Origin of the sequence: Flavobacterium sp. LS1P28, assembly GCF_003970335.1 — a bacterium.
Classification (GTDB): Bacteria; Bacteroidota; Bacteroidia; order Flavobacteriales; family Flavobacteriaceae; genus Flavobacterium.
In genome coordinates, this window is sequence record NZ_RYDI01000012.1 from 51,529 (window position 1) to 72,844 (window position 21,316).

Annotated in this window: 22 protein-coding genes; 6 read left to right on the forward strand and 16 right to left on the reverse strand. The window is 37.2% G+C overall.

Annotated features, from left to right (window positions below; translation table 11 throughout):
- The first annotated feature begins 21 nt into the window (after positions 1 to 21).
- Positions 22 to 3,078 carry a TonB-dependent receptor domain-containing protein gene (locus tag EKL97_RS10375; protein ID WP_126568788.1) on the forward strand — a complete coding sequence of 1,019 codons (3,057 nt, stop codon included), beginning with the start codon at positions 22 to 24 and terminating at the stop codon, positions 3,076 to 3,078.
- Positions 3,079 to 3,203: 125 nt separating this feature from the next.
- Positions 3,204 to 5,195, forward strand: coding sequence for an excinuclease ABC subunit UvrB (uvrB, locus tag EKL97_RS10380; RefSeq protein ID WP_126568789.1), 1,992 nt, complete (start codon positions 3,204 to 3,206; stop codon positions 5,193 to 5,195).
- On the opposite strand, the gene EKL97_RS10385 is transcribed toward uvrB, so the two are convergent.
- A complete protein-coding gene (locus tag EKL97_RS10385) occupies positions 5,192 to 5,593 on the reverse strand; it encodes an excinuclease ABC subunit B (RefSeq protein WP_126454617.1) in 402 nt (133 codons plus the stop codon). The genes uvrB and EKL97_RS10385 overlap by 4 nt on opposite strands.
- A 56-nt stretch (positions 5,594 to 5,649) precedes the next feature.
- Between EKL97_RS10385 and EKL97_RS10390 the strand changes: the two genes are divergently transcribed.
- Genes EKL97_RS10390 through EKL97_RS10405 form a run of 4 tightly spaced genes read left to right on the forward strand, consistent with a single transcriptional unit; the run spans position 5,650 to position 9,106 of the window.
- Positions 5,650 to 6,483: an alpha/beta hydrolase gene (locus tag EKL97_RS10390; RefSeq protein ID WP_126568790.1), complete on the forward strand. Its 834-nt coding sequence runs from the start codon at positions 5,650 to 5,652 to the stop codon at positions 6,481 to 6,483.
- Positions 6,484 to 6,531: 48 nt separating this feature from the next.
- Positions 6,532 to 7,542, forward strand: a complete 1,011-nt coding sequence (locus EKL97_RS10395; protein WP_126568791.1) for a dipeptide epimerase — start codon at positions 6,532 to 6,534, stop codon at positions 7,540 to 7,542.
- A gap of 6 nt (positions 7,543 to 7,548) precedes the next feature.
- Entirely contained in the window at positions 7,549 to 8,580 is a 1,032-nt protein-coding gene (locus EKL97_RS10400; RefSeq protein WP_126568792.1) for an aminotransferase class I/II-fold pyridoxal phosphate-dependent enzyme, read from the forward strand.
- 58 nt (positions 8,581 to 8,638) lie between these two features.
- A complete protein-coding gene (locus tag EKL97_RS10405; RefSeq protein WP_126454659.1) occupies positions 8,639 to 9,106 on the forward strand; it encodes a DUF1456 family protein in 468 nt (155 codons plus the stop codon).
- A gap of 288 nt (positions 9,107 to 9,394) precedes the next feature.
- Here EKL97_RS10405 and EKL97_RS10410 read toward each other — a convergent pair whose 3' ends face one another.
- The 15 genes from EKL97_RS10410 to EKL97_RS10470 all read right to left on the reverse strand — a co-directional run bounded on the left by EKL97_RS10410 (position 9,395) and on the right by EKL97_RS10470 (position 21,239).
- Positions 9,395 to 10,078, reverse strand: a complete 684-nt coding sequence (locus EKL97_RS10410; RefSeq protein WP_126568793.1) for a formyltransferase family protein — start codon at positions 10,076 to 10,078, stop codon at positions 9,395 to 9,397.
- Complete coding sequence (locus tag EKL97_RS15700) at positions 10,075 to 10,470, reverse strand: GNAT family N-acetyltransferase (protein WP_199742832.1); 396 nt, start codon at positions 10,468 to 10,470, stop codon at positions 10,075 to 10,077. The genes EKL97_RS10410 and EKL97_RS15700 overlap by 4 nt, the downstream gene beginning before the upstream one ends.
- Before the next feature lie 32 nt (positions 10,471 to 10,502).
- Positions 10,503 to 11,198, reverse strand: a complete 696-nt coding sequence (locus EKL97_RS15705) for a hypothetical protein (RefSeq protein WP_199742834.1) — start codon at positions 11,196 to 11,198, stop codon at positions 10,503 to 10,505.
- A complete protein-coding gene (locus tag EKL97_RS15995; RefSeq protein WP_255416341.1) occupies positions 11,195 to 11,323 on the reverse strand; it encodes a hypothetical protein in 129 nt (42 codons plus the stop codon). Before EKL97_RS15995 ends, EKL97_RS15705 begins: the two co-directional genes overlap by 4 nt.
- A gap of 202 nt (positions 11,324 to 11,525) precedes the next feature.
- Complete coding sequence (locus EKL97_RS10420; RefSeq protein WP_126568794.1) at positions 11,526 to 14,039, reverse strand: hypothetical protein; 2,514 nt, start codon at positions 14,037 to 14,039, stop codon at positions 11,526 to 11,528.
- Between the two features lie 2 nt (positions 14,040 to 14,041).
- Positions 14,042 to 14,851 (reverse strand): hypothetical protein, encoded by an 810-nt coding sequence (locus EKL97_RS10425; protein ID WP_126568795.1) that lies wholly within the window; start codon positions 14,849 to 14,851, stop codon positions 14,042 to 14,044.
- Positions 14,848 to 15,312, reverse strand: a complete 465-nt coding sequence (locus tag EKL97_RS10430; RefSeq protein WP_126568796.1) for a hypothetical protein — start codon at positions 15,310 to 15,312, stop codon at positions 14,848 to 14,850. The genes EKL97_RS10425 and EKL97_RS10430 overlap by 4 nt, the downstream gene beginning before the upstream one ends.
- Complete coding sequence (locus EKL97_RS10435; protein WP_126568797.1) at positions 15,302 to 16,135, reverse strand: nucleotidyltransferase; 834 nt, start codon at positions 16,133 to 16,135, stop codon at positions 15,302 to 15,304. The genes EKL97_RS10430 and EKL97_RS10435 overlap by 11 nt, the downstream gene beginning before the upstream one ends.
- A complete protein-coding gene (locus EKL97_RS10440) occupies positions 16,135 to 16,431 on the reverse strand; it encodes a hypothetical protein (RefSeq protein ID WP_126568798.1) in 297 nt (98 codons plus the stop codon). The genes EKL97_RS10435 and EKL97_RS10440 overlap by 1 nt, the downstream gene beginning before the upstream one ends.
- Positions 16,428 to 16,826: a hypothetical protein gene (locus EKL97_RS10445; protein WP_126568799.1), complete on the reverse strand. Its 399-nt coding sequence runs from the start codon at positions 16,824 to 16,826 to the stop codon at positions 16,428 to 16,430. Before EKL97_RS10445 ends, EKL97_RS10440 begins: the two co-directional genes overlap by 4 nt.
- 2 nt (positions 16,827 to 16,828) lie before the next feature.
- Positions 16,829 to 17,110: a hypothetical protein gene (locus EKL97_RS10450; protein ID WP_126568800.1), complete on the reverse strand. Its 282-nt coding sequence runs from the start codon at positions 17,108 to 17,110 to the stop codon at positions 16,829 to 16,831.
- Positions 17,097 to 17,657, reverse strand: a complete 561-nt coding sequence (locus EKL97_RS10455; protein ID WP_126568801.1) for a hypothetical protein — start codon at positions 17,655 to 17,657, stop codon at positions 17,097 to 17,099. The genes EKL97_RS10450 and EKL97_RS10455 overlap by 14 nt, the downstream gene beginning before the upstream one ends.
- On the reverse strand, positions 17,654 to 18,619 hold the full coding sequence (locus EKL97_RS10460) for a hypothetical protein (protein ID WP_126568802.1): 966 nt from the start codon (positions 18,617 to 18,619) through the stop codon (positions 17,654 to 17,656). The genes EKL97_RS10455 and EKL97_RS10460 overlap by 4 nt, the downstream gene beginning before the upstream one ends.
- Entirely contained in the window at positions 18,616 to 19,275 is a 660-nt protein-coding gene (locus EKL97_RS10465) for a DUF6046 domain-containing protein (protein WP_126568803.1), read from the reverse strand. The genes EKL97_RS10460 and EKL97_RS10465 overlap by 4 nt, the downstream gene beginning before the upstream one ends.
- Complete coding sequence (locus EKL97_RS10470) at positions 19,272 to 21,239, reverse strand: phage tail tape measure protein (protein ID WP_126568804.1); 1,968 nt, start codon at positions 21,237 to 21,239, stop codon at positions 19,272 to 19,274. Before EKL97_RS10470 ends, EKL97_RS10465 begins: the two co-directional genes overlap by 4 nt.
- Positions 21,240 to 21,316 lie beyond the last annotated feature (77 nt).

Sequence of the window (21,316 nt, forward strand, 5' to 3'; positions counted from 1 at the left end):
TCTAACATTAAATTACCAAAAATGAAAAAACTTTTCTTTATTCTAACTTTAATTTTTTCAGCAGTAATAACTGCCCAAGAAATTAGAGTCTCCGGTGTTGTTACTGACGACTCCAACGCCACCTTACCTGGAACAACCATTATGATCAAAGGAATTGCAAAGGGCACTACTTCAGATATAGATGGTAAATACACCATTACTGCAAAAATTGGAGATATTTTACAATTCTCCTATGTAGGTTTAGAAACAAAATCAGTTAAAATCACAGGAAGTACACTAAACATTACTTTAACGGGAAGTGGCGAAACATTACAAAATATAGTTATAATGGGCTCCCGTAATCCTACAAGAACCGTAACGGAATCTGCAGTACCTATTGATGTTATTTCTATGAAAGAGATCGCTTCACAAGGTGCTCAAACGAATTTGAATCAGATTTTAAATATGGTTGCACCATCATTTACCTCAAATACAACCACTGTAGCTGATGGAACGGATCACATTGACCCTGCACAATTAAGAGGTTTAGGACCAGACCAAGTATTGGTTTTAATAAACGGAAAAAGAAGACACACTTCTTCTTTGGTAAATATTAATGGATCCCCTGGTAGAGGAGCTGTAGGTACCGACTTGAATTCCATTCCCGCTTTTGCTATCGAAAAAATTGAGGTATTAAGAGATGGAGCTTCAGCTCAATATGGCTCAGATGCTATTGCTGGTGTAATCAACATCAACATGAAAAAAGATACTAAAAAATTAGAAATAAACCTTTTTGGAGGAAGTCATTTTTCTAAAAATGCTAACGACCATACCGGTGGAAATGATGGAAACAACATTCAAATTGACTTGAACTACGGAACAAATTTAGGAAAGGAAAAAAGTTTCATTAATATTACGGCAAGTGCTCAATTGCGAGGTCAAACAAGTCGTGCTAAAGAAGTTAAAGGAAATTTATTTAACCGATACAATGCTGTTGAAGAAAGAGCTAGAATAGCAGGTATTAACATTAATAGTTTGTATGCGAATACGTTAAACACTACCCCTGGTTTTTATAACGGTTTGCTGAACACAATTAATACGTATGCGCAACAAGTAAGTTATTTTGATGCAACAACAAAAACTGCTATTCAAACTGCCGCATCGAATGGAAATTTATCCGGGATGAGAACTTTATTAGGAGTTGACGTAACTTCGGAGGAACTTGGTGCTAGAGGCTTAGTACGAAACGATTTTAATATGCGAGTAGGTCAATCATCACTTCAAAGCTCACAATTCTTTGTAAATGCTGCCTATCCTTTAACTGATAAATTAGAATTGTATGCTTTTGGAGGAAACAGCAACAGAACTGGTGAAGCCGCCGGTTTTTACAGAAGACCAAATCAATCTAGATCGTATACCGGTTTGTATCCAAATGGTTTTTTACCAGAAATACATTCAACAATCAACGATATCTCAGCAGCAGCGGGTCTTAGAGGTATAATTTTCGAAAATTGGAATTTTGACTTAAGCAATACTTTTGGAAGAAATGCATTTGATTATGGCGTTGAAAATACCGTCAATTCTTCCATGAGAGAAAACTCTCCTACTGAATTTGACGCTGGTGGATTAGCCTTTAGCCAAAACACAACCAATTTCGACATGAACCGAAAATTTGGTGATTTGAACGTTGCTTTTGGAGCTGAATACCGAAATGAAAACTATAGTATTAGTGCAGGACAACCAGAATCATATAATTTATATGATATAAATGGTGATGTCGCTTTACCAGGAGTAACCCCCGCTAATCTGATCGTAACTGATTTCTTTGGATCTATTAGAGGGAATGGCTCCCAAGTATTTCCGGGTTTCAGGCCAACAAATGCTATTGACAAAGGTCGTAACAGTACCGCTATTTATGGAGATCTTGAATATGATGTTACAGAAAAATGGTTATTGAACGGAGCCGTTCGTTTTGAAAACTATTCTGATTTCGGAAACACTACTAATTTTAAAGTTGCCAGTCGTTATAAACTAACAGACAACATTAATTTGCGTGGTGCTGTTTCCACAGGTTTTCGCGCTCCTTCTTTACATCAAATCAATTTTAATGCTACAGCGACTCAATTTGTTGGTGGTGTACCATTTGAAGTAAGCACATTTAGTAATGATTCCCCGGCAGCACAAGCCCTTGGAATCCCACAATTGAAACAAGAAGAATCTAAAAGTGCCAGTATTGGTTTTACCGCTAAGATTCCAGAAGGAAACATTACTTTGACTGCCGATGCTTATATTGTAAGAATAGATGACAGAGTAACTTTGACGGATCAATTTTCTCGTCCATCGGGAACGTTTGCTGACGGAACGCCACAGAGAGAGCTTCAATTACAATTTGATCTCGCTGGAGCAAATGCGGCAACCTTTTTTGCCAATGCTATTAGTACAGAGTCTAAAGGAATTGATATCATTATAACACATAAGCTAAATTTAGGAGCTATAGTAATCAAATCTGATTTAGCTACTACTTTTTCTCAAACAAGACAAGTGGGCGCGATTAAAGGTTCACCTACTTTAGTTGCTAATGGTCAAATCAACCGCTATTTTTCTGAAATGAGCAGAGTCTATCTAGAAGAAGCCATTCCAAGAGTTAAAGGAAATTTAACCAACTCCTTTACTTATAAAAAATTCGATTTCTTTTTGAGAAATGTTTACTTCGGCCAGGTTACTGATCCAAATACGGCTGATGTAAATGGAGATGGAAGAGTTGAAGGAGCAATAATAAATGGTCTAGCAGTCGAAATTGAGCATCCAATCTGGGGCGCAAAAATAATCACTGATTTATCTGTTGGTTTCAAAATTACGGAAACTACAAAAGTTGTAATTGGGGCTAACAATATTTTTGATATCTATCCTGATGTAAATCTTGGTACACAAACTGCAAAAAGAGCAAATGGTGTTGACACAAATGGCAATGTAACTTATGCTGCCAATGCAACAACAATTGACTTGTCAAATGCAAATCAATTTGCATATTCAAGAAACACCTCTCAATTTGGTCAAAACGGAAGATTTCTTTTCGCTCGATTAAGCTTGAGTTTCTAGAACTCCCTGTTTTACACTAAAAACCATTCGCCCACGCGAATGGTTTTTTTTTGGCTCATCCTTTGGTAAAAAAAAGAATCCAAACTTGTATCTTTACAGCTCTAAAACTTTGCCACTTAACACCAATGAATTTTCAAGTAGTATCCGATTACCAGCCCAAAGGCGACCAACCACAAGCGATTGACAAATTAGTTCAGGGGATTATTGATGGTGATAAATTCCAAACTTTATTGGGTGTTACCGGATCCGGAAAAACATTTACGGTAGCCAATGTAATTCAGGAAGTACAAAGACCCACTTTGGTTTTGGCACACAACAAAACGTTGGCGGCACAATTATACTCGGAATTCAAGCAATTCTTCCCGAACAATGCCGTGGAATATTTCGTTTCCTATTACGATTATTACCAACCCGAAGCTTTTATGCCTGTAACCGGCGTTTTCATCGAAAAGGATTTATCCATCAATGAAGAACTGGAAAAAATGCGAATGTCAACCACTGCATCCTTGCTTTCTGGACGAAGAGACATTTTAGTTGTGGCCTCCGTTTCGTGTTTGTACGGTATTGGAAATCCTGTCGAATTTCAGAAAAACTTGATACCAATTGAGAAAGGACAAATTATTTTCCGCACCAAATTATTACATCAACTGGTGCAAAGTTTATATTCCAGAACGGAAGCCGACTTTAATCCTGGAAGTTTTAGAATAAAAGGAGACACCGTTGATGTGTATCCTAGTTATGCTGACGAAGCCTACCGAATCCATTTCTTTGGTGATGAAATCGAGGAAATCGAAAGTTTTGACACCAAGAACTCTCAAGTACTTGAAAAATTTGATAAACTGACGATTTATCCGGCCAATATGTTCGTGACTTCACCGGATGTTTTACAAGGTGCGATTTGGGAAATCCAACAGGATTTAGTAAAACAAGTCGATTATTTTAAGGAAATTGGAAAACATCTGGAAGCTAAACGACTGGAAGAACGTACCAATTTTGATTTGGAAATGATTCGGGAACTGGGTTATTGCTCCGGAATTGAAAATTATTCTCGTTATCTGGATGGTCGTTTACCTGGAACAAGACCTTTTTGCCTGCTGGATTATTTTCCAAGTGACTTCTTAATGGTTGTTGATGAAAGTCACGTAACACTTTCACAAGTCAGTGCTATGTATGGCGGGGATAGAAGCCGAAAAGAGAACTTAGTGGAATATGGTTTCCGACTTCCTGCAGCAATGGACAATCGCCCTTTGAAGTTTGAAGAATTTGAAGCCATGCAAAATCAGGTAATTTATGTTTCAGCAACACCTGCTGATTATGAATTGCAAAAAACGGAAGGTGTCGTTGTGGAACAGGTAATTCGTCCGACAGGATTATTGGATCCCATTATCGAAATCCGACCAAGTTTAAACCAGATTGATGATTTAATCGAAGAAATTCAGGTTCGGGCAGAAATTGACGAACGCGTTTTAGTGACAACTTTAACCAAAAGAATGGCAGAAGAACTCGCAAAATATTTAACGAAAGTCAATATTCGCTGTCGCTATATTCATTCTGAAGTCGACACTTTGGAACGAATAGAAATCATGCAAGATTTACGAAAAGGAATTTTTGATGTATTAATTGGTGTCAATTTACTTCGTGAAGGTCTGGATTTACCGGAAGTTTCTTTGGTGGCCATTTTAGATGCAGACAAAGAAGGTTTTTTACGAAGCCACCGCTCACTTACGCAAACAATTGGTCGCGCAGCAAGAAACCTAAACGGTAAAGCAATTATGTATGCGGATAAAATAACCGCCAGCATGCAAAAAACCATTGATGAAACAAATTATCGCAGAACCAAACAAATCAATTATAACACTGAAAACAATCAGACACCACAGGCATTAAACAAAAAAATAGAAAGTGCATTTACCAAAAATCCTTTGGCAGACTATGAATTGGGTCTCACTTTGAATGCCGCAGCCGAACCGGAAACTGCATATCTATCAAAAACGGAAATCGAGAAACTTATCCGGGAAAAACGGAAATCGATGGAAAAAGCCGCAAAAGATCTGGACTTTATGCAGGCGGCAAAATTACGGGATGACATCAAGAGATTGCAGCAACAATTAACTTAATTATGTTGCTCTTGAAAAACAGTCAATAAGACTTCAGAATTAATAATTGCGTTTGGCGCTTCATCCATCAGCTTCAGAATTCGTTTTGTTGCAGCAGGATTAAGTCCCATTTCAATTGCTATTTGTTGGATGTTAACAGCTTCTTTCTTGTGCAAAATTCCGTCGCTATGCATCAGTAAAGCCAATCTATAAAATTGCTGTATCCGCTGAAATTCGGATTTAATGGGCAACTGTGGCAATTCTAAATGAAACAAATCATTGAAACCTCCTTTTTCTATATTCAATTCATTGGCTACAATAAACAAAAAATCATATTCTTTCTTGTGTAAATGACCATCAACTGTAGAAAAAGCAATCATCTCCAAAAGTAAACTTCTCTTTTCTTCGAATGTATCCATCAAATTATTATTTTTAGCTAAAATATTGTTTTTAAATTGAATTACAAAACGAACTAATGATTCAACGATACCTATTATTGCTGTTTATCCTTTTTTTGATACCAGAAATCAACGCTCAAGAGCCAAGACCTTCAGTTAGAACTTCGAAGCAGCGTACGGCATCAAAACAAGTTTCCACTTTTACTATCGAGGCTCCACAGCTTCAATCGACAAAGAAAATTTGGGTGTATTTACCCCAAAATTATGCCACATCCAAAAGAAAATTATCCGTAATTTACATGCATGATGCTCAAAATTTATTTGACGCTACAACTTCTTATTCAGGTGAATGGAATATAGACGAAAAACTGGATAGCCTAAAAGCACCCGTTATTGTTATAGGAGTTGAACATGGAAATGAAAAACGCATTGATGAACTGACGCCTTTTAAAAACGAGAAATATGAAGGAGGAAAAGCAGACCGTTATTTAGAATTTATCGTGAAAACCTTAAAACCGCACATCGATAAAACGTTCAGAACCAAAACCGACAAGAAAAACACTATCATCATGGGAAGTTCCCTTGGCGGTCTTACTTCGTATTACGCTGTTTTAAAATACCCAGAGATATTTGGAAAAGCGGGAGTATTTTCCCCTTCCTTTTGGTTTACCAAAGATATTTATGATCTGACTGAAAAGTCTAAAAAAATAAAGTCTAAAATCTATTTTCTATGTGGAGACAATGAAAGTGAAGATATAGTGACCGATTTGAATAAAATGGAATATTTACTGAATTCCAATAGATGTTCCTGCCTTAATTTGAATGAAAAGAAAATTGTAAAAGGCGGACAACACAATGAAAAATTATGGCGTGATGGTTTTGTAAAAGCTGTTTTATGGCTTGGTTACTAAATTATTCTGCTGCAAGTAAACACAACAAACATTAAAATCACATTCCTTATGGAACTAATCTTAAGAGCATACAACCTTAAACTGAAACATACATTCACGATTTCGAGAGAATCGATAGACTTTCAGCCTTCTTTGATTGTGGAATTACAAAGTGATGGTTATTCAGGTTTTGGCGAGGCAACTTCTAATCCGTACTACAAGACAACTGTTCCGGTGATGATGCAGGACTTGGAAAAAATTCGATCTGTAATTGAAACTACAACAAATGAAACCCCTGAAGAATTTTGGGCAGCGATTCATCCGTATTTAAAAAACAATATGTTTGCCTTATGCGCTTTGGATATGGCCTTTACGGATTTGTATGCTCGTAAAAAAGAAAAAAAACTGTACCAATTGTGGAATTACACTACCGATAAAAATCCATTGACAGATTACACAATAGGAATTGCATCGATAGAAAAAATGGTGGCTAAAATGAAAGAATTACCTTGGCCAATTTATAAAATAAAATTAGGTACAAAGGAAGATATTGCCATTGTTACTGAACTTAGGAAACATACTGATGCTGTTTTTAGAATTGATGCCAACTGCGGCTGGGGTGTAGCAGAAACCATAAACAATGCCGTTGAACTAAAAAAATTAGGTGTCGAGTTTTTGGAACAACCCATGAAGGCAAACAATTGGGAAGAACACAAGGAAGTTTTCAAACATTCTGTTTTACCAATTATAGCCGACGAAAGTTGTATTATAGAAGAAGATGTAGCCAAATGTCACAATCATTTTCATGGGATAAATGTCAAATTAGTAAAATGTGGAGGACTAACTCCCGGAAGACGAATGATTCAGGAAGCCAATAAATTAGGGTTAAAAACCATGGTGGGCTGCATGACCGAATCAACAGTTGGAATATCCGCAATTGCGCATTTATTACCGCAACTGGATTATGTAGATATGGATGGCGCACTATTATTATCCGAGGATATTGCCACTGGTATTACCATTGATTTCGGCAAAATAAGCTATTCTGACTTGAACGGAACCGGTGTAACTTTAATGTAGTTTTAAATGAAAGTCAATCAATTTCCAGATCGAATAATTGAAGTAGAAAATGAAGAATATCTTTATTTTGGCGGAACAGCTTATTTGGGTTTGCCTACACATTCCGAATTTCAAAACTTAATTATCAAAAATATTTTGCAATGGGGAACGGCGTACGGAAGTTCTAGAAGTGCCAATATTCAACTGACTGCCTACGAAAACGGAGAACGCTTTATAGCCCATTTTATCAAAGCAGATGCTGCACTTACGCTTTCATCCGGTATGCTGGCAGGGAAAATAGTTGTTGAAATACTCGAGTCGCAAACCGATTGTTTTTTTCATTTTCCAGGCACACACAGCGCCATCAAAGCTCCTAACAGCTTACCGGTTTTTATTGAAAATGAATTAAATCCTCGTTTGCTGGATACCGCAACTGAAAAAATTACGATTCTAACGGATTCTGTTCCATCCTTTCAGATAAGACCAATCGATCTTTCGATTTTAAATTCGATTCCGTCCAATAAAGAAATCACTTTGGTTATTGACGAATCGCATTCGCTTGGAATTTTGGGAACAAATGGTTGCGGAATTTATTCGACCATCAATCTTCCTAACATCAAAAGAAAAATCATGATGGCCTCTTTAGGGAAAGCCTTTGGATTAACGGGTGGCGTAATTGCCAGTGATTCTGAATTTATTAATCAGATAAAAACTTACGATACTTATATTTCCAGTGCCGGAATGAATGCCGCATTTGTACAAACTATGGCAGATGCAGCAGCAATTTATTTGCAACAGCATCAAAAACTAAAAGAAAACATTCAGTATATAGATGCTCATTTAATTAAAAACAAAACCATTCATTTTGACCCCAAGTATCCGCTTATTTATCCGAAAATCATTGGACTTACTGAAATTTTAACCGCAAATAAGATCATAGTAACCAATTTTAAATACTCAACAGATACTCAAAATTTAAATAGAATTGTAATTACTGCCAATCATAGGAAAGAAGATTTAGATACTCTAATTCAGATTTTGAATTGCAACCAATTCTAAATCTAAAATTGTGTTGCAATTGCTTTTAAACCGTACCTTTGTAAAAAATTAGAATATGATGACAAACAACGATATCTTTAAAAAACTTCGCGTCGCTTTAATGCTGCGTGACGATCAAATAGTTGAAATATTGGAATTGGTAGATTTTAGAATCACTAAATCCGAATTGGGTGCATTTTTTCGCGATGAAAAACATGAAAATTACATAGAATGTGGTGATCAGGTGTTGCGTAATTTTCTAAATGCATTGGTTATTCACTTGCGTGGAACCAAAGAAAATCCAAAAAACCCAAATGATGTTTTAGCCAAGCACAAAGCTCAAATTCCTGCAAAAGAAGGAGCTAAAGATAGACCCGAGTTTAAGGCAAAACCAAGAGACGAAGAAAAATCAAGAGGTGATGAAGCACCTTCAAAATCAAGACCTGCTACAAAAAACACTTCTAAAAAACAGTATCCAAAAGGAAATTCAAAAGTCCAAATAGTGGAGAAAGTGAAATTTAATTTCGGAAAGAATAAAAAATCATAAGTAGTAAAGATTTATATCCTCTACTATATTAAATTATAAAATCCTGAACGAGAATTCAGGATTTTTTGTATATTTAGTTCATCTTAATGAATTTACGTCATCAAAATGAAACAGCTCCTAACCTTTTCTATATTATTTATTACAACATTATTTTTTGGACAAAACACTAAAAATCCAGATGCAGCTATAATCGAAAAAATGAAACATGCATAAATCCAAAATGAATCATGCAGTTTCGTTACAAATATAAAATATTTAATCAGTATTTAAACAATACTTAAAAAGCCCCTAAATGGGGCTTTTCTCTTTACTTGCGGAGCTGTATTGCTCTAGCATCAACAAATCAGGTTTAAACACATCCTTAACGTCCGCATTAGGTTCAAACGTGCTAAACTCTTTACGCTGTGGCCTCTTGACAATAATACCGCTATTGATATCCGTGAGCGCTTGCTCTAACAGTTTTAGTCCCATCGCTTGCAGTTCATGTTCCCACAGCAGTTTTGCCGCCTTTTTTGGCTCCATGCCGTACATCTTTGGATCAATAAAGCAAATGTCCTGATAAGCAATATCGCCACGGTCAATGCCTGCGTTGAGCCAAAACACCGTGCCTCCGGTTATTGCGTCACGCATACGAACCGCCCACTCTATGGAAGACCGCCCACGATGTCTAGGCAACAAACTTGGATGATAACCTATCCAACCAAACTTAGTCTTAAATCGGGTCTTTACGCCAATATAATCAAATGAGTGCGCTGTTATACCTAAATCAACATTATCGGGTAACGTGTCCTCTCTGAGCGTGCCACCGGCAACAATAGGAACATTAAACGTGTGCGCCATTTTAGTCATACACTTATCATCTAGCGGAGTGCATACGCCTACAATCTCAACAAATGGCAGCTCATTGCAAAGCCTGAATACTTCTTGGCCGAAATACTTCTGACCACTTATAAAAACTCTTAATTTTTTCATTTTCCTAAATATTTAAAACTTTGTACGGCTCTAAAGTGGCCGCCATAGCCACAGCCGGTAATTGTTCCTTTTTTGCCAGTCTTCAGAATACTGGCGTTACTCCTTGACTTATTCGCACCGTAAAGAATGGCGTTTGTTTGTTTCCAAACATCAGCGTTTCTAAGGTAACCGCACAATTGCGGGTGCGAAGTATGAAAGAACGTGTGATACTTTCGTTGGCATCGTCCATTACCTTCAAGGTGGTATTGCATCACCTCATTTAAAAATGCGGTTCCTACTCCGGCTCCTTGCCACTCCGGCATAACAACTAAGCGTGTGGCTCGGTATGCATTAGCAGTAAACAAAGGGCAAACGGCAAGATGAGCCACAAGTTCACCGTCAACAACTCCCACAAAATACTCCGCTGCGGGTGGGTGTGCGAGATCTAAATAATAATGCTCTTTAAACAGCTTCCAGTAAGTTCCGTTGACCTTCCAAACTTCAAGCTTGATGTCTGGGCGTTTCCCGATTTCAATTTTTTTTTTAATACTTTGGTATTTACATCATATACCCAGTCCGGTTGCAACCATTCAATAATATCATAGTGGCACGATAACAAAACTACTTTCTTACCCTTATTTCTTTTCCAGTTCTTAGCGAAAGCCAAAGCTCCAATCTTGGCAATTTGCCTATCCACTACACTGGTAAATTCATCAACAACGGCCTCATCCGGTGCCTCGGTTACTAATCTTGCAAGCCCCGCTCTAAACTGTTGACCGTTCGAAAGTGCATTAAAAGGCCGTAGCCAACTAGGAACGTCACCAAGACCAACGGCCGCCAAAGCTCCGGTGGCCGTATTGAAATCTCCGTCCGGGAGTATGCAATCTACAATAGGCTTGGAGCAATCCCAACCCGCATATAAGTCGTGCATTTTATTCTCACCAAAAAACTGTTTACCTATTGAGGTCTTGCCGGAACCGGAAGCTCCAACGATTAGCCCAATACCCCAATCCATATCCTCAATATCAATATTCACCTCCTTTTTAAAGCTAGAGCCGTCCTCTGCGTTAAAAAGGGATTTCACTCTTTGCGCACGGTAACTTTCAAAGTTTTTCGTACTATTTTCAATTATTATTTTCACGTTGTTACTACTTTTAGTTTCATTCCTTTTTTTTGGAGCTCTTCAAAAACCTTTTTTTGTTCCTCCTCGTTTTCACAAATCACAATCACACCGTACTGCTGTTTGTATAAAAATTCCTTTGCCATATCTATAAATTTAAGTTACATTTGTCTTCTCTGACCACAATGAAAAACAAAAAAAAAGCCAACAGCAACCGAAAGACATTAGAATGTCCTCCAGTAGCCGTTGGCTCGTTTGTTTAAAAAAGTGGTCAGAGATTTTTTTAATACTGGAGGATTATTTTTTACTTCCCATCCTCCTGAGAACTACACATTATCAACTGTGTTTTTATGCTAATTCAATGAATTTTATATTTTCAATATTAAATCGAATAACACTAACGTCTAAATACATTTGTGAATCTATTAAATAATTCAAAGTTTGCATTAATGAGCCGTTAACGTATATATATAAAACACCTGATATATACCTTATGTCAATATTATACGACTCCCATTTTAAATAAGATGTTGAAGCTAAACTATTCGGTAATCCAATCCCTGTCCTTACATTGTTAATGTCAAAAGTGTGAATAACAGGACTGCCTGTTACGGTGTTGCTTGAAGCGCCTTCTGATTGCATTTGAAATTCAAATACACTTTGATTATTTGAAACTTTTTTCAATCCTATATTTCTCCTTCTGTCCGTCCAATTAGAAGTTCCTAAAGGTGAAATTCTATAATTAAAACGAATTGACCAATTAATGTTACTCGGAATTATCTTAGTCCTCCATTGCGTTAAAGCTTCACTGTCAAAAACTGTTATTTTTACAGCGCCGTCTGTTTCTATATTAGGAGTGCCATAAATAACTGTCCAGTCAACTAATTTAGGCACGAAAACAGCACCCAAATAAACAGAAACTCTATTTTGATAAATAACAGTAGTCCCGTTACTAATAGTCAAAGCGAAATCACCTTCTAAATTAGCAGCTGTAACACTCAAAAGAAGCTCTCCATCATTAATAAAAGTTACAGAATTAACCATATGGGAAGCAATTGAAACTATTGTTGCAGGAGTAAAAAATGAACCATAAACAGTAAGGGCACTGGTGGCATCAGGTAAAATAGAATTAGGAAAAACCCCTGAAACATCTGGAGCTGGATACACCGTCAATGAGTTGTCTATTTTCATAAAATACACTCCTGTTTTGATGAACTTCAGTGTAATTTGATTCATCTCACCTTTTTTAAACGTACCTACTTTGTTAACCTCCCATGCAGCGGGAAAAGTTGGCGTGAAATTACCCGCCAAGTAAATTTTAAGCTCCTCTGTATTTTTACCAGATGCAGGAAGATTAGATTCCGTAAAAGTAGTATTACCCGTTAAAGTCAAGTAATAAGTGTCTACTAACCAGTTTATCACATACGCTCCGGTAACGGCTGAGTTTTCAACGTATTTTTCCAAAGCGGTATCGGGCAAACCAACGTTTGACCTCCACAAGCATTTCACATCATTGGCTTTAATGTTAGGAATAACAGCCGTAGCATTGGCATCATTTATAGTTCCGTTATACTTTAAAATCGATGCATTAATTTGAAAGAGTTCATTTAATGAAAAATTAGAAGCTTCGAAATCTGCTAACTTGCAACCCGTTTGAAAATCTGCGTTTATCTCCAAATACAACCTATTAGAAAAATAGGTGTCAACATCTTTTTTAAATAAAGTTCCAGTTGCACCAAACCCAAAACAATTCGTGTTAGTAAGTTTAAAACCAGTCCAAGTACCTGAAAGCATTAATCCATCAGCACAACCATAAAAACCAATTGTAATACCAGTCCCTTGTCGGTAGTTTTTAAGTTTACCTATAGATTTACACCCCTCAAAGTTCACCGTAACCATTTCTACGGCATGGGTGCCATCAACATCAATAATATCAAAAACTTTCGCACCGGTACCGGTAGCATTGAAAGCAATATTATGAATGATTAAATTTCCAGAACCACCGGCAGGACTTGTAAAAATAGTATGATTTGCCACACCGTAAGACGCAATACGTGAGGCGTCAAATGAGTATCCCATTATATTTAAACCTCCTACCGGAACTACAATAGTTTCTCCAGCGGTAAGAGAAAAAGAACCGTCAATCAAGTAAAGAACATCACTGGATAGATTTCCTAACAGTTGAGATTTATTTTGAACAACAACCTCCTTTAAACGAACTGGTATAACAATGTTTTCTCCAGGTCCAATTAAGCTGATGCCGTTTATAGTTTTAAGGCTTGCACCCGAAAGCTTTTCATCAACTAATACTTTCAAAATTTTCACCGTTTCAGCTGTGGCCGCTTTCGTGGTTCCGCCCGTGGTGAAGTCATTTACCAAGATAGTTTCGAGCGAAGTTTGCACGGTTTTAATCGCGTCAACTAGTTCCTGAACATTGTCCAAGTTAACATCATTTGAAGCTAAAAGAACATTAATCTCATCTATTTGCGTTTGCAAAACAACACCTTGCTCAGCAGCTAATAAATCATTTGCACCGCCTGTAATCAAATCATTGACTATGCTCAGATATTGGCTAGCAATTTTAGCAACCTCATTCAAAGGTGCATAACCATTAATAGCGCCTTTTTCGGTTTTGTCTTCTTTGCCTAAAAATAATTCAGCATGAGCAACTGCGTCATTCTTATGATTCGTCAACGCTTCCGCATCCGCTTTATCAGCCAAAATAGCTTCAATATCATCAATGGCGGTAATAGGTATCTTTTCATCCTTATGAAAATAAGAATCCCATGTAGCCCAAAATTGTTCTTGTGTAGGTTTTAAATTCGTTCTAAACCAATTCTTAATTGTGTTTTTATCTGCCATTTTTATTGGTTTTTTGCAATTATTGTCCAGTCTAGTGCCACATTTTGTGTAATATTTCCACTCTCTCTAACGTAAACTTTAAATGAGCCTAAAGCTTTTTCACGAATGATATAACTTACCGAGGAGTCACTCCCGGCATCGCCTAAAGAAATCAATGTTGGTATAATTTGATAATTAGTATTAAGCAAAGGCGGAAAATTTACCGTCAAAGTGCTACTGCCGGATGGGTTCCCAATAGCTAAGGTTCCCGAGCGTAAAACTTCTAAATAATTACCCTTATTTTTTATAAAATCATCTTTGGTATCATCAGTTTGAGCCATATCAGGCTGAACGTTTTTTTCAGCGTACATGTCAACAGTAAGAAGTTTGGCATACATCAAAGCCACAAAGTCTGAAAGGCCATCAAGAACCGCTTTATCACCTTTCAGTGCTAAAGCTTCAGCAATATCTTTCGTAGCAAATCCACGTTTAAAATCAACCCAGTTTATAGCATCAACACCTGTTCCAAAAGTTACGTATCTAGTTTTGATAACAGGATTTGAGTTGTTATTTTGAAAAACCAAATTTTCAACAGCTTCAACTATTTTTACTTTGGTTTGTGCAATCCCGCCACGAAATTCAAAAACTTCACCATTTACGTACACTACACCATCAGTAACAGTTGAGCCAACAACCGTACATCCTGATATAATAGTATTATCACCAACGATGGCACCAAGCGCATTAAATATGGCGTGTGCTTTCTGGATTTCATCTAAAATCCTAGTGGTCATCGGGAAGCCCCCTACTTGGTTTACTTCTAATTTATTCATATCGATATGATTTGGTATTGTTTTCCGGCCAAGACATAAAAGTCTACTGTAGCCACTATTTCATTTAACTTGACGTTCATGATATCCCTTGGAACATTGACCAAAAAATCAACATTAGAATTAGCATAATTAAATTCTGGTTGTAGCCACATAACCCCTAAGTACACGTCCATATTTTCAGCAGGCGTATAAATATAGCTTTGCTCCATTCGCAATGTTCTTTCAAGAGTGATTCGGCGTAAATCAGGATCAAACTTATCATTCAGCGCACCTCTTAAATAACACCTTTGGCTATTGTATGACAGCTTTTTTAAGTTGTCATTTCGCATTACGCTCCATTTGTAATGCAACGAAGAAATAGGAGCAATCAGCGCTCTGATGTAGCCAAACAATACCGGCTTTCTCAAAAAAGTAGGAAGCAATAAAAGGATCAGTTTGTCAAAATCTATTTTATACCACATACGTTATATTGTCAAAATTTGGGACCATAAAATAACCGCTCACAGGGACTGTTTTTACATTAATCGGTTCGGCATCCAAATACTCATTAGTATTAATATCAATCGCCTTAGACTCGGCATTTACAAGGTGCGGAATAACGACACCTTCCGCTTTTTGGAGTTTATCCGTCAAGTGAGCTAATGCCAATTCTCCATTAAAAGGCAATTCTTTCATATACTCGTTAATAGCATCCTGTATAGGATAATTACCGTTTAAAATGCTCATCCCAGTAGCATCTAAAACGAGTGGATTACGGTATATTTGATAATTTAATAATAGTATATCGGGCAAAAGATTAGCAACAATATAATTTACTCCCTCATCAGTAATTTCAAGTATATAAGCATCAAAAGCCGCTTTTTGTTCTGGCAAAATTGGGGCTAAAACTCCCGCCAACTCAGTCGCTATCTTAATCAATAATTGTCCTCCGGAAGAAGTTACTGCCGAATATTTAATTATTTTCGAAGCTTCTATTACTTCATTCGTGTACCCTGTATTATCATATTTGTCAGTGTCCGGTATCAGAGAAAATCCGTACTGAAACGCTTTCGCTTTAGTCCTATACCATGATGCTCGATGCGCCATTTTTGCCTCTATTATATCGTCAACTTCTTTTTTATGGGTGTCGAAAAGGTTTTCTAATACCCAAATAGAAAAAGCAACAATAAAAATCAAAAGCCGCCAAATAGATACTTTGCTAGTTGAAGTTAGTCCAGCCAAATTTTCATTGGCACTGATACTGTCAAACATTTCCTCTTGTATTTCCGCTATTTTTCTTGCCATTATCCTACTATAAATGTTGTACCTATTCGCATTGTTCCTATTCCCAGTGTTGGTATTATTGACTGTCCATCCGCAGTATTAAATCCGGTAGCTATCATCTGTTTTTTACCTTTGAAATAACCCGCTACATCAGTATTGAAAAAATCCGAATTTGGAGAAATCAATTGTTGTCCTGGTTCCAAATCATCCGTCAATGAAAGTCCATTTTTCAAAGCCCAATCAAAGGCGGCCAAAACGCTCCCGCTTTCCTGAACTGCGACATCAAAAACCGATTGATTCTCTATTGCGTAAATCATGGGTGCTCTTTTTTGTATTTTGTAAATTCCTTTACTTTGTCATCATACATTTTTTTGTACAATGCCGTTTGTTTCTTATGGTATTCAATTTCCTGCAGTAAGGTCTTTTCCTTGGCATCAAACAGATCCGAAATGTTTTTCGACATCTCTTCAACGTGCTTGTATTTCTCTTCATAGCGAATGCCTAAATCATCTAGAGCCTCTTTGTATAAATCAACTACTTTTGAGCCGTTTTCAATATCCGTGGTTTCAGCAAGTTTTTGCGCCTGTAGGGCTTCAAATCTCAGTTTTTCAACTTCCTGTTTGTATTTGCTTTTTGCAAAAATAAAAGTGAAATAACCCGTACCACCAACCATTGTAACTAAGGCACTAACGACTACTATCCATTGATCCATAACTATCTAATATTTGTTTTCAAAAAATCTTTTATCTCATCATAATTTTTGTCGTCCAGTTCCATTTGCGTCTCAATGTGTCGTTTTATTTTTTCATTGTTTTGAATTCCTCTTACCATTGTGGTAAGATTAGCCCCAATAATAGGATCGCTTTTAAGCTCTCCTTGACTCATTTGTAAAATGATACCAACCTCTTGAAGTAAGCTTTCGCCTATAACAAAATCACCGGCAACAACCTGCAGATCGTTATTAGAATCTAATAATATGTCGTTAGCCTTTTCCATGCTTAATTGTTGTGTTTTCAATATCTGATAAATCCGCTCTTTGCAGTGAAACAAATGAGGCCACTAATCCTTTCAAACTTGCACCACCGTCATTTGGCACTGGTATCCAATTGGCAAAAGCTGTTTGCATTTTCTCCAGTATCAATGTGTTTTTATCTACCTGTTTTTTTAGCTCTTTTGCATTAACAATACCTCCGAACTCTTTACCATTAATCAGTAATAAACCATCGTTTAAACTCACTTTAAACCCTGATTGATCGGTTAACTCGAAACCCTCCATTTCCTCACACGAAATCATAAAACAAGCTTCACCATTATGAATAGCTCCAACCAGTGCAAGCGAACCTTTTTTAGGTTTCACATCCATAGCTCCTAAACCGAGTAAAACATCAAAATATTCAAGACCGTTATTTTCGCCTATTGCAGTCATTGTTCTTTCTTCCCAATTTACCTCCGAAACTTTCACCCATTCCGTTTGAATAGGAACATGTGATTTCATTTTATCGGTGAGTAGGTTTTTAAACTCTGTCAACTTTTTACCGCTCATTCTGCTTTTTTGTCTAAATCAATGATTTGTCTATACTTTGGACTATCGTCAAATTCCTTTGTAACTTTTTTTATGTAATACATACCCTTTCTATCCGGGTACTGGTAACTTATTATTTTGGCTTTCATTCCGTGGCTTACACTTGGCACGCCAAAAGCGGTAATATTACCGTCAAAGCCCTCTACTTTAAACTTATCATAATCGGCTTTAGCCAGTTTCAATAGTTCCGCCTCAAGCGTAATATTGTAATAGGATAAATGTTGCTCCTGCCCAAAATCATCGCCAAACTCCGCTATCAACTTTCTTCCTTTTGGTAAGGTGGACGTAGCGATAATTTTTATAATTACATCCTCCTTGTTTTTATACTGCAGCGCACTATCAACCACATTTTGAGAAAAGTTAAACGTAACCGGTTCTGGTGCATCATCGGTATAAATCTTTCCAACAATTAGCTTCTTTCCTTTAAAATAAGAATAGATATTATTGCTCTGTAAATCTTCGAGAACCTTAGCAGCTGTCATATTTGGAAAGCGCTTTGTACCAATATTTATATCGGCCACATCGTACTCGATACCAGGAGGAACAATCAATTTAATCAAGTCCTCAAGTTTAGTGCTGCGCATCGAAACGTTAACCGGATGTTTCTTGAGCAAATACATATAATCGTCACACTTAATTTTAATCGGAATATCAGCCGAAACCTCGCTAATAAACCCCGTGAATTCTAAAAGTAGATTTTCGTCATAGCCTAAATATATTTCAACCGGATCCCCTTTTTTAAATATTGATTTGACGTTTAATTTGTCAAAGTCCTTTACATTTCTTGCTAAAACAATAACAGCAGTATCTGTTAACGATTCCCACGAGGTTTCAATTTTTACCGAGTTGCATTTTCTGATGACGATTTCGCCATGAGTATCCGTTTCTGCAAATACTATTTTTGAAACCATTGCAAGTGTCATATACTACTTTTTATATTTAGTTCTATTGGCTCATCACTTAGTGCGTTAATGGTGTAGGCCCTGATGTTTGGCTTACCTCTCAGAGGTTCAAAATTGATTCCTTTTATGGTTAAGCTTTTAATCCCTCGGACTGAAAAAAGTTCTCCAAAAACATCAACTCTACTGGCGCAATTATCCCATTTAATCAGTTCTTTTTCCTGCTGTAAAGGGTTTTTTAATCCTTGTGGCTGTGAGGCATCAGGAATTAAAAAACCGTTAATCGTAATTTGCCAATCATCAAAACCGTAAATTTCTTTAACAGATCCACGCCCCCCGTTAATCTTAGTGGTACTCATTATTTTGTCCCGTCTAAACGAAATAATTGAGGCAATGGGCAAACGGAAATCCTGACTGTTAAAATCAATTAGCTCTCCTTTATTATTATATTTTTTCGCTAAATCACTTTTTGAAAAAAGTATAGGCCATAATATCGGAGTTCCAAGAGCGCTCATTTCATAGGCATCATTTATATCTTCAATAATCTCAATACCGGTAAACAAACCCGAAGGATCATCCGCTTTACCGGTTGAGGCCTCCGGTCTATAAATACCGCCTACCTTAACGCCAAAAGCATCTAAAAATAAACCCGCTAACGGTGGTACATTAAACTCTATCATGATCCTGCAGCTATTAAGGCATCTTTCATTGTGTCGTTAATTCTACCCACAACATGCTCGGTTATTCTTTCAAAATTGGATAAATCTTCTTTTGCCACTTTATAGGTATTATAAACATTCAACGTCATGGTAATAATTTTACCTCCAGTTGAACTTGCGCCTCCTGATTTATCCGCTCCAATAGAGCTTGGCACAATTGGAGGAAACTTTCCGCCTTCTTCTTTTAATTTTAAAAGTCGTAATCGTTCTTGCTCTGCGGCACTAATTGGCTTCTCTTTTTCTTTAGCCTTTTTTGGGTCATTTTCGTCAAGCGAAAGTTTGTGCCGCATTTCGCCTATTGATTTTGAATCAAAACCACCCGCTATTTTGTAGCCGGTTATTTTTTCAATCAATCCCAACATTTGTTGCAATGGATAAAGTATTGCGTCAAAAATTACGGCTCCAATTCGCTTAAACCCCGCCAAAACTCCTCCTTTAGAAAATGCCTCGGTTATACTATCCCAATGTTTCACAAAGGACATAACCAAATTCACAATCCATCCTAATGGACCAAGTATAAAAGTGGCAGCCGCTCCCCATTCATCATAATAAATTACAATTGCAGAAACTATTGCCACCAATGCAGTAATCGCGAGAACTACGGCGCCAATCGGGTTAGCCTCCATAGCTAAATTCAAATCCCATTGCGCAATAGTTTGAATAACGGTTGAAGCTTTAAGCATGTCGTACAATCCTTTCATTGCCATTAGTCCAGGAGCCAAGTCTACAACTCCCATTATGCCCTGTAAACCAATATCCATAAAAGGCAACATTTCACCCGTTGCTCCGTAAATACTCAACTTGATGTCATCGAAGTAAGAAACAATTCTATCTTTCGACTCCTGGTAACTGGTACCCATTGTAGCGGCCATATCAGCAAGAGCTGTTTGGTCGGAAACAATAACACCATTATATTTATGCATCAACTCCATCTCATTTAGTAAGCCTACAATTGCTACGGTATTCTCTTTACCGAACATCTTACCTAAAAGGGCATCATTTCCTGAGATTTTTTTTAATTCGGCTAGGCGTTGCTCAAAAGTCAAACTTTTGTCAGCCAAAACATCAACACTAACTCCGGCGGCTTTTAAGTTTTTTTGTATATCTGGCGGCAAAAAATCCTTTTCACTTAATGTCATCATAACATTTCTTAAAGCGATACCACCTTCAGAAGCCGTTTTGCCATATTTCCCAAGAACTTGCAATGCGGCATTTGTTTCTGAAAAGCTAACGTTTGCATTTTTAGCTACCGCACCTACATTGTCAATGGCTTGAGCGACATCAACAACTTCCTGATTACCTACTTTTGCAGAAGCCGCTATTTGATTCAACATTGAATCCATTGTTTTTGCCGCCTCAGCAGGGTCGCTCAAATCAACACCAAATTGATTCATCACGCTAGATGCCGCATTTGTTGCGCCCACTAAATCTCCGTGCATTGTTTCACTTAATAAGGAAACGCTCTTTCCCATTGCGGCTAAAGCAGCTGGGTTTTCTGCTATTTCTGGAGCTAACTTAGAAAGCAGTAATGTGTAGCTCTTTACACTTTCAGAAGCATCACCACCAAAATCAATTGCACTTTGTCTAGCGTTGCTCCCTATTAAATCTAAATCATCCCCAACAACACCAGTAATAGCGGATAATTCCTTTAGTGAAGCATCATAAGCGTAAGCTCCTTTTGCGCCATCCAATAACGGTTGTCCTAAATTGGTAATCGCTTCCGAGCTTGCCTGAAAGGCTAACATTTTTAAAGAGGTATTGGATTTGTCAAATGCTTTGGCACTATCATTACCAACTTTCTCTAATTTTTCATCAACGTGAGTAATTGCATCTTCTAGCTTATCAATGCCTCCGGTTATCTCCTTTACAGGAGCCGTGATTTTATCGACAAGTTCTAATATCCAATTTGTTTGTTGATCTGCCATTATTCCTCAGTAGCGGGTTTACCGCCAAATATTTTACCTAAAATGTTAGTTTGTATTTCGGCATCCAATGTTTTCAA